This window comes from Frankia sp. CeTa3Moorea (assembly GCF_978021225.1).
This window is the reverse complement of sequence record NZ_CDXDOR010000212.1, coordinates 1-6,123: the sequence shown is the minus strand read 5'-3', so window position 1 is coordinate 6,123 and position 6,123 is coordinate 1. Positions and strand designations below refer to the sequence as shown.

5 protein-coding genes are annotated in these 6,123 nt (G+C 71.8%); 1 reads left to right on the top strand and 4 read right to left on the bottom strand.

What is annotated here, in order from left to right; genetic code table 11:
• The first annotated feature begins 287 nt into the window (after positions 1-287).
• Positions 288-677, top strand: coding sequence for an SHOCT domain-containing protein (locus tag AC08OV_RS22715; RefSeq protein WP_476615549.1), 390 nt, complete (start codon positions 288-290; stop codon positions 675-677).
• Between the two features lie 111 nt (positions 678-788).
• Here the strand turns inward: AC08OV_RS22715 and pgl are convergent, their stop codons facing one another.
• From pgl to tal, 4 genes are all read right to left on the bottom strand, one after another.
• Positions 789-1,586: a 6-phosphogluconolactonase gene (gene pgl, locus AC08OV_RS22710; protein WP_476615548.1), complete on the bottom strand. Its 798-nt coding sequence runs from the start codon at positions 1,584-1,586 to the stop codon at positions 789-791.
• Positions 1,583-2,677 carry a glucose-6-phosphate dehydrogenase assembly protein OpcA gene (locus tag AC08OV_RS22705; RefSeq protein ID WP_476615547.1) on the bottom strand — a complete coding sequence of 365 codons (1,095 nt, stop codon included), beginning with the start codon at positions 2,675-2,677 and terminating at the stop codon, positions 1,583-1,585. The genes pgl and AC08OV_RS22705 overlap by 4 nt, the downstream gene beginning before the upstream one ends.
• Positions 2,678-2,697: 20 nt before the next feature.
• Positions 2,698-4,230 carry a glucose-6-phosphate dehydrogenase gene (gene zwf, locus AC08OV_RS22700; RefSeq protein ID WP_476615546.1) on the bottom strand — a complete coding sequence of 511 codons (1,533 nt, stop codon included), beginning with the start codon at positions 4,228-4,230 and terminating at the stop codon, positions 2,698-2,700.
• Between the two features lie 154 nt (positions 4,231-4,384).
• Complete coding sequence (tal, locus tag AC08OV_RS22695) at positions 4,385-5,500, bottom strand: transaldolase (protein WP_476615545.1); 1,116 nt, start codon at positions 5,498-5,500, stop codon at positions 4,385-4,387.
• Positions 5,501-6,123 lie beyond the last annotated feature (623 nt).

Here is a 6,123-nt window from a genome sequence, read left to right as displayed (position 1 = left end):
CCGTGTCCCCATCGTCCCCCGCGCCCCCAGGCTGACCGGGGCTGCCGGCTGGCCGGACCGCCGGGTGAGCGGGCTGCCGGGTGAGCGGGCTGTCGGGTGAGCGGGTGAGTGCGCTGGGCGGTCCACCCCCGGCGGGTGAGGTGGCGCGACGGCGGGACGGCCCGGCGCGGGTATGAACGGACCGGGTCAGAAACCGGGTCCGGGCCGGAACCGGGGCCCCAGGACGCCGGGACGACCGTGGCCCGCCCAGGCCACCGCCCGACCACGGCGTGGACAGGAGGTACTCCGTGGATCCCGATTTTCCGCTGCTCAGCGTCTTCCTCTATATGCTGTGGTTTTTTGCTTTCATCCTGTGGCTGTGGTTGCTGTTTTTCGTGATCATGGACGTGTTCCGCAGCCAGGATCTGTCCGGATGGGCGAAGGCCGCCTGGACGGTCGCGATCGTGGTGCTGCCCTGGCTCGGCGTGATCGCCTACCTGATCGTGCGGGGTGGAAGTATACACGAGCGCAGCCGCGCCGCAGCGCAGCGCGATGAACAGGCCTGGCGCGCCTACCTCCAGGAGGCCGCCAGGACGACGAGCGACGCCGACGAACTTGGCAAGCTCGCGCACCTGCGCGACCGGGGGATCATCAGCGAGGCCGAGTTCGAGCGGGGCAAGACCAAGATCTTGACCTGACAAGATCCTGACCTGATCCGCCGGTGCCGTCCCGTGGGCCCGGCACGCGTACCGGGCCCACGGGACAGGTCTACGGGACAGGTCTACGGGACAGGTCGTCCGCGGACCGCGTCACTGCCAGCCGGGCAGCCGGGAGGCGGCGGCCCGGTCGGCGAGCCACAGGCTGCGGTCGCGGCCGACGGCTCCCGTCGCCGGGATCGTGATCGGTCCCGCTCCGGAGAACGACGCCGCGACCGCATCGGCCTTCTCCTCCCCGGCGACGATCACCCAGACCTCGTGGGCGGACTGGATGGCCGGCAGGGTCAGTGTGACGCGTTCCGGCGGTGGCTTGGGGCAGTCATGCACGGCCACCACCGGCTCGGTCGCGACGACCGCGGGGGAGCCCGGGAACAGCGAGGCGACATGGCCCTCCGGGCCGAGCCCGAGGAGCACCACGTCGAAGCTCGGCACCGCCGCTCCGGTGACGGCACGGGTGGCCAGCAGCGCGGCGTACTCCACCGCGGCGGACTCCGGGTCGGCATAGCCGGAGGCCGCGGCTCGTCCCTCGACGTCACCGCCCGCGGTCGGGGCCGCCAGATGGCCCATTGGGAAGATCCGTTTGGGATCCGCCGGGATGTGATCGAGCAGCGCCTCCCGCGCCTGCCGCTCGTTGCGGTCGGGCGAGCCGGCCGCGACGAACCGCTCGTCGCCCCACCAGATGTCGACCTTGCTCCAGTCCACCGCGTCGAGAGCCGGGTTCGATCGCACCGCCCGCAGCAGGGCGATGCCGATGCCACCGCCGGTCAGGACGAGTGAGGCCTCCCCGCGGGCCGTCTGGGCGTCCACCAGCCGGGTGATCAGACGGGCCGCGGCGGCCCTGGCCAGCACCCCGGCGTCACGATGGAGGACGAGCTCCGGCTCGGCCGTCATGCGCCACCCACCGCCCGTTCGTTGTTCGGGGCACTCGTCGGGGCGGTGCCCGGGGCCGCGGTGCCCGGGGTCACGGCGCTCGACGTCACGGTGCCGGCGGCCAAGGCGTCCGTGGCGCCCACGGTCTGGTCCATCGGGTCCCGCCAGATGTGCTCTCGGTGCGGCGAGCGCCTGGTCAGGTTCGGCAGGCCGCTCCAGGTACCCAGGGCCTCGGCGTAGACGGCGTCGTCGTCGAGCCGGCGCAGCTCCTCGGCGAGCAGGTCCCCGACGCCCCGGTCGGACAGGGGCAGTACCCGGTCCGGGTACCCGGTGCGGGAGATCATCGCCGACCGGGAGTCGGTGCGGGAGACGGCTAGCCGGTCCCCGTCGAGGGCGACGGCGACCGCCGTGATACCGGGCCGGCCACCCGTCTCGTCGACCGTCACCGGGACGGCGAGCCTGTTCTGGAGCCAGCCGGCGAACAGCTGGGCGCTCGGATCGGCCCGGCCGGCGGTGATGACGGCTGAGTCCGGCCGCTCGCTGACCACCGCGTCGAAGGCGGCGGCGAGCAGGGTGCGCCAGGGCGACAGCCTGGTCCAGGACAGGTCCGTGTCGCCGGGGGCGAAGTCCGCGGCCCGCTGGAACAGCGCCGACAGCGGGTCCGGGCTGGCGGTGACGTCGGTGACCCGCCGGTCGGCGAACACGCCGAGCGGGTCGTAGGCGATCCGGGTCGGCGGCTCGTCGTGCCACCAGGTGACCACCGGGGCGTCCGGTGCGAGCAGGGGAAGCACGACCGATTCCGCGTGCAGCGCCAACCGGCCGGACATCCGCATCACGACCGCTTCGCCCGGGCCGAGCCGACCGCCGATCGAGACCTCGGCGTCGAGCCGGGGATGCGGCACGTCGACCTGCCGGCGGACGACGATCAGTAGCCGGCACGGATGGGCGGAGGCCGCCAGCGTCGCCGCGCCCTCGGCGGCGCTGACGTGCTTTTCGTCGACGACGACGACGAGGGTCAGCGCCAAGCCGAAGGCCAGGGCTCCGGCCGCCCGTCGTTCGGCGGCGAGGGCCTTGACCACCTCAGAACCGGTGGTGTCCCACAATGTGGTCACGAGGGGCTCCTAATCCATGGTCATGGCCGCCGCCACCGGCGACCGTCGTGGGCGAGCATCTCGTCGGCGGCCGCCGGGCCCCAGGTGCCGGCCCGGTAGCGGTGCGGGGTGATGCCCGCCCAGTGCCGCTCCAGCGGATCGACGATCCGCCAGGACTCCTCGACCTCCGCGTTGTTCGGGAACAGCGTCGCGTCGCCGAGCAGCACGTCGAGGATCAGCCGTTCGTAGGCCTCCGGCAGCGCCTCGGTGAACGCCTCACCGAACAGGAAGTCCATCGCGACGTCCCGGACCTCCATCGCCGAGCCGGGGACCTTGGAGCCGAACTTGAGCGTGACCCCCTCGTCGGGCTGCACCCGGATGACCAGTTGGTTGTTGCCGAGCTCGGTAGTGGCGGTCTCGTCGAACGGCAGGTGCGGCGCCTTCTTGAAGAAGATGGCGATCTCGGTGACCCGCCGTGGCAGCCGCTTGCCGGTCCGCAGGTAGAACGGCACCCCGGCCCACCGGCGCGTCTCGATGCCGAGGCGCACCGCCGAGAAGGTCTCCGTCCGCGACTGCGCGGGGATGTCCTGTTCGTCGAGGTAGCCCGGGACCCGCTCCCCGGCGAGCCAGCCCTGCTCGTACTGCCCCCGTACCGCGTAGCGGGTGAGGTCCGTGGGCAGCGACACCGCGCGGAGCACCTTCAGCTTCTCGGTGCGGATGGTCTCCGCGCCGAAGCTGACCGGCTCCTCCATCGCGGTCAGGGCGAGCAGCTGCAACAGGTGGTTCTGGAGCACGTCCCGGGCGGCGCCCGTCCCGTCGTAGAAGCCGGCCCGGGTGCCGATCCCGACGTCCTCGGCCATGGTGATCTGCACCGAGTCGACGAACTGGGAGTTCCAGATCGGTTCGAACAGCGTGTTGGCGAAGCGCAGCGCGAAGAGGTTCTGGACCGTCTCCTTGCCCAGGTAGTGGTCGATGCGGAACACCCCGGACGGGGTGAAGACGTCGTCGACGAGCGCGTTGAGCTGCCGGGCCGACTCCAGGTCGTGACCAAACGGTTTCTCGACGACGACCCGGCGCCAGCCGCCCGAACCCGCGGCCGAGGAGAGCCCGGTGCGCTGCATCTGCTTGAGCACGACCGGGAAGGCCGACGGCGGGATCGACAGGTAGAACGCCGCGTTGCCACGGATACCGTGGGAGTGCTCCAGGCTCTCCAGCGTGCGGGCGAGCCGGTCGAACGCGGCGTCGTCGTCGAAGGACCCCGGCAGGAACCGCACGGAGCCCGCCAGCCGGTCCCAGACCTCTGCACGGAAGGGGGTGCGGGCGCCCTTCTCGGCGGCCTGCCGGGCGAACTCGGCGAAGTCCTCGTCGGGCCAGTCCCGGCGGGCGAACCCGAGCAGGACGAAACCCGGCGGCAGCAGGCCGCGGTGGGCCAGGTCGTAGACGGCGGGGATCAGCTTCTTGCGGGCCAGGTCGCCGGTAGCGCCGAACACCACCAGGGCGCTCGCGTCCGGCAGGCGCGGCAGTCTGCGGTCACGTGGGTCCCGCAGCGGGTTGGTACTCACCGTGGGCGCCACCCGTTCCCCCTTCGTTCTGCTTGTGGTCTCTCCGAGGTTGTTTCACCGGGGACCGTCGGGTGTCCATGAACGACGCTGAGACGATCATCACGGCCGTGGCGACGGCCGTGGCGACGGCCGTGGCGATCGCCACGGCCACGGCCGTCGCCAGGCCTTACGCGGACGAACCGGGTGAGCCCAGGTGCGCCGCGATGGTGTCCAACAGCTGGGTCCACGAGTCCTCGAACTTCTGTACGCCCTGGCTCTCCAGGGTCTCGATCACGTCGTCGAGATCAATTCCGACGGCCGTGAGCTGGGCGAACACCTCGTGGGCCTCCTCGTAGCGGGGGCGGATCGTCTCACCCGTCACCGACCCGTGGTCGGCGAACGCCTCCAGGGTCGCCTCCGGCATCGTGTTGACGGTTCCGGGCGCGATCAGCTCGGTGACGTAGATCGTGTCCGGCAGGGACGGGTCCTTGGTGGACGTCGACGCCCACAACGGGCGTTGGGGCTTCGCGCCGGCCGCGGCCAGGGCCGCCCAGCGGGGGGTGGCGAACGCCTTCTCGTACCGCTCGAAGGCCAGCCGGGCGTTGGCGACGGCGGCCCGGCCGCGCAGCGCCTTCGCCTCCGAGGTGCCGATCTTCTCCAGCCGCTGGTCGACCTCGGTGTCCACCCGGCTGACGAAGAACGACGCGACCGAGGCCAGGTCGGTGATGTCGCGCCCCGCGGCCAGGGCCTTCTCCAGACCGGTCATGAACGCGTCGATCACGGCGTCGTACCGGTCGAGTCCGAAGATCAGCGTCACGTTCACGCTGATGCCCTGGGCGAGCGTCTCGGTGATCGCCGAGAGGCCGGCCCGGGTGGCGGGAATCTTGATGAACAGATTGGGCCGGTCGACCAGCCACCACAGGGCACGCGCCTCGGCGAGCGTGCGCTCGGCCTCGTGGGCGAGCCGGGGATCGACCTCCAGGGACACCCGGCCGTCGACGCCGCCGCTGGCGTCGTAGACGCCGCGCAGCACGTCGCAGGCGTCGCGCACGTCGGCGGCCGTGATGGCCCGGACGGCCTCGCCGACGTCCACGCCGCGGATCGCCAGGTCGTGCAGCTGCTCGTCGTACAGGTCGCTCGAACTGATCGCTTTCTGGAAGATGGTCGGGTTGCTCGTCACGCCGACGACGCCGCGGTTCTCGACCAGGTGGGCGAGGTTGCCGGTGCGTAGGCGGTCCCGGCTGATGTCGTCCAGCCAGACCGCCACTCCGGCGGCTGAGAGCTCGGACAGGGGATTGCTCATCGGGCTGACTTCCTCTCCGCGGGCGGTGGCGTCCTCACCATGTCTCCAAGGTCTCCAAGCTGTCCTCCGATGGGCGCACCCCTTCAGGGCACTACCCTCTGGGGCCGGCTCCATCCCAGCCTGTTTCCAGTCTGCGGATCCCCGTGACAGTCGGGTGGCGGTTGGGAGAACAACGCGCACGACGAGTGGAATCCCGGTCCCTGTGGTTCATGCCCGATGCCCGCCGTCCATGCGCCATACCCACCGTCGCTGTCCGATGCCCCACGCCAGTACATGTCGGTCGCCGCCGCCCGGGGGGCCGCGTGGCGCGGTTGTGAGAGAGGACGCAGGGCGGCGGCGGGGGTCCGGGCGCGGTCGACGCGCGTACGCAGCGCCGCGGCGGCTAGACTCCGACACGTCGTAGAACACCGCCCGCTCCGACTTTCGGGGCACCGTCCCGCGTGGGTCGCCCGTCGATCCCGCCGATCGCGAGGTCGCTCTGTCTACCGAGGCCGTCCTTCGTCGCCGGCATGTCCCCGCCCGCGGACCGGGGCGGGCGGGCGCCTCCAAGCCAACGACCGCACCGGCGCCGGCGCTCGAGCCGCCCGGTGTCCCCGCACCGGCGCCGGGGCTGTCTCTTATAC